At 66.7% G+C, this 2,660-nt stretch carries 2 protein-coding genes; both read left to right on the top strand.

Annotation, left to right across the window (positions count from 1 at the left end):
• The first annotated feature begins 162 nt into the window (after positions 1 to 162).
• Positions 163 to 1,701 (top strand): IS21 family transposase, encoded by a 1,539-nt coding sequence (gene istA, locus AC1D1G_RS44145; protein WP_074872937.1) that lies wholly within the window; start codon positions 163 to 165, stop codon positions 1,699 to 1,701.
• Positions 1,702 to 1,767: 66 nt separating this feature from the next.
• Complete coding sequence (gene istB, locus AC1D1G_RS44140; protein ID WP_477956818.1) at positions 1,768 to 2,532, top strand: IS21-like element helper ATPase IstB; 765 nt, start codon at positions 1,768 to 1,770, stop codon at positions 2,530 to 2,532.
• Positions 2,533 to 2,660 lie beyond the last annotated feature (128 nt).

The raw sequence follows: 2,660 nt of genomic DNA, 5'->3' as shown, positions 1-2,660 counted from the left end.
GGGTTTGTCCGTCACGTAATTCCCCACCCCGCCGTCACGTAATTCCCCACCCCTGGGGCGTGTCGGCCGGGGGTTCGGGTGCTGCTGCAGGTTCGCTCCTGACTGGGTCACCGACAACGGGGCCCGGGAAGGGGCCTGACGGTGGCGAGGAGAACGTGGACGATGATCGATCTGATGGAGTTGTTCCGGCATTGGCATGCCGGCCGGTCCCAGGTGCAGATCGCGGAGGCCCTGGATATTGACCGAAAAACCATCCGGAAATACCTGGCTCCCGCCGTGGCGGCCGGGTTGACACCGGGCGAGGGAGGGAAGTTCGACGAGCCGCTCTGGTGGGAGCTGATCACCGGATGGTTCCCGGAGGTCGGCGACCCGGCGGCGCGGGCGGTGACATGGCCGGCGATCGCCGCGCACCACGACTGGATCGACGGGCAGCTGACGGCGTCGGTGACGGTAGCGACGATTGCGCAACGCCTGCGCGACGACCTCGGCGTCGCGGTGTCGGAATCGACCGTACGACGGTATGTGGCAGCACAATTCGCCGAGAAGGTGGCGGAGTCGAAGGTGACTGTGGCCCGTGGCGCGGTCCCGCCTGGCGACGAGGCCCAGGTCGACTACGGCAAGCTCGGCATGTGGCGCAACCCGGCCACCGACCGGCGGGTGGCGGTGTGGGCGTTCGCGATTATCCTGTCCTGCTCACGGATGCTGTTCGTGCAGCCGGTGCTGCGGATGGACCAGAGTTCGTGGTGCGCCTCGCACGTGGCGGCGTTCGAGTTCTTCGGCGGCACGCCGGCCCGGATCGTGTGCGACAACCTCAAAACCGGGGTCGACCGGCCTGACCTGTACGACCCGAAGATCAACCGCGCCTACGCCGAACTCGCCGCCTACTACCGGGTGTTGATCGACCCCGCCCGCGCCGGAAAACCAAAGGATAAACCCAGGATCGAGCGCCCGATGCCCTATATCCGCGACTCGTACTTCAAGGGCCGCGAGTTCACCTCACTGGCGCAGATGCAGGACGCTGCCCTGGCCTGGTGCACCGACGTCTACGGGCTCCACAATCACCGTGGTCTCGACGGTGCGCAACCCGTAGCGGTGTTCGACGCCATCGAAAAGCGCACTCTCACAGCACTTCCTCCGAAACCGTTCGAGCTGGTCCTCTATCAGGTCGGGAAGGTCGCCCCGGACTGTCACGTCAAGGCCGGCAAGGCCCTGTATTCGGTGCCCTGGCGGCTGATCGGCCAGCAGGTGCTGGTCCGCACCTGCGGCGACGTGGTGCAGATCTTCCACACCGAGCAGGTGGCCGCCACGCATGTGCTGCACCTGTCGGGGCGGTCGACGAACCCCGAGCACTACCCGCCGCACAAGATCGCCTACACGCTGCAGACCGTGGTCTGGTGTCGGGCGCAGGCCGAGCAGATCGGTCCCGGCGCCGTCGCGGTCGTCGCCGAGTTGTCGCAGGTCAACGCGCTGCACCGGCTGCGGGCGATCCAGGGCATCGTCCGGCTGCGGGACCGCTACGACGACGCCCGCCTGGACGCGGCCTGCGCCCGCGCCCTCGAGGTCGGTGACCCCAGCTACCGCACCGTCAAGGGCATCCTCGCCGCCGGCACCGAACACGACGGAGAGCCCACACCGGCCCCTACGCCGGCGCCGGCGTTCCTGCGCGGACCCGACGCCTTCGACACCGAACGCACCGCCTGAAGTGTTGAACGCTGCACCGACGCATGCTGCACACCAATTACTTTCATCAGAACACTAGGAATCGTCATGACCATTCACGACCCCAGCCTGCGGGCTGCGCTGAAGACGTTGAAGTTGACCGGGATGCTCGACACGCTCGACGCCCGGCTCGTTCAGACCCGGGACGGGCAGCTCGGACACCTCGAGTTCCTGCAAGTGCTGTGTGAGGATGAGATCGCCCGCCGGGAAACCGCGGCGCTGGCCCGTCGGCTGCGACGAGCGCGGTTCGAGCAACCGGCCACGTTCGAGGACTTCGATTTCACCGCGAATCCGAAACTTCCCGCGGCGATGCTGCGGGACCTGGCCGCCCTGCGCTGGCTCGATGCCGGCGAGTCGGTGATCCTCTACGGTCCCGTTGGAGTAGGCAAAACCCATGTGGCACAAGCGCTTGGGCATCACGTCGCCCGCCGCGGCGGGGACGTGCGGTTCGTCAAGTGCTCCCGCATGCTCGCCGATCTCGCCGGCGGCCATGCCGACCGCACCATCGGTCAGCGGATCCGCGAATACACCCGGCCGCTGGTGTTGATTATCGATGATTTTGCGATGCGTGAGCACACCACCACCCAGTCCGACGACCTCTACGATCTGGTTTCCGATCGCGCCATCGCCGGCAAACCCCTGATTCTGACGAGCAACCGCGCCCCGAAGGACTGGTACCCGCTGTTCCCGAACCCGGTCGTCGCCGAGTCGCTCCTCGACCGGCTCATCAACACCAGCCATCAAACCCTGATGGACGGACCGTCCTACCGACCCCGCAAACGACCCGGACACCGCCCCACCGCCGCAACCTGACCCGCACCCCGCCCGCTCGGGTTACCCTCGACTCAGCACGCCCGAGCATGGGGAATTACGTGACGGACACCCCTGGGGAATTACGTTTACGTGACGGACACCCCTGGGGAATTACGTGACGGTCGACA

Source organism: Rhodococcus sp. P3_B8, from assembly GCF_056402775.1.
Note: the sequence above shows the minus strand (reverse complement) of the source record. Positions and strands in the feature narration are given on the sequence as shown.